The 532-nt window shown below is 47.2% G+C and carries 1 pseudogene; it reads right to left on the minus strand.

Annotated elements, in window-relative coordinates:
• A pseudogene (locus R7O13_RS30495) lies at nucleotides 1-532 on the minus strand (hypothetical protein); the annotation flags it as partial.

The following is a 532-nucleotide window of genomic DNA, read 5'->3' on the forward strand; positions in this document are numbered from 1 at the left end:
CAATCAACATAGCGAGTCGATCGCTAGATAGGCGTGAAATGAGATCGCTTGGCGTCGTTAATGAGTGAACCAGTTCAGTGCACGCATCGAGAAACGCAGGATTGGAGTGGCGAATCATGATCACGGCATGGTTAGAGCGTTTAAGCTCAGTCTTAAATAGAACCAGTTGTTCCCACCAGTACGTTTCAGAAACGACGTTAGAAAACTGCTTTTCGGGATCGTATTCATGTTGAGAGCGAATACGATTGATGAGCTTGCGAGCACGTTGTTCGAGTTGGCGTTTTGAGCCGCGCGCTTTATCCATGCTGACACGATTGGTCTGCTCTTTGAGCATTTTCAGTGCATGTTTGCGGTATTTTTTAAACGCATTAAATGCCGCTTCGAAATCGCCTTGCTCTTCAGCAACGCGAGATTGCTGAAAACAGATCTGACTTAGCAGTTCGCCGTTATCGAAATTAAGCGCGGATTCTTCTGCGGCAAGCAACAACTCGGCTGCGCTGTCTGTGTTTTTACGCAGTAGCTCTAGTCTTGC

The sequence above is a fragment of the Vibrio sp. Y176 genome (assembly GCF_033438945.1).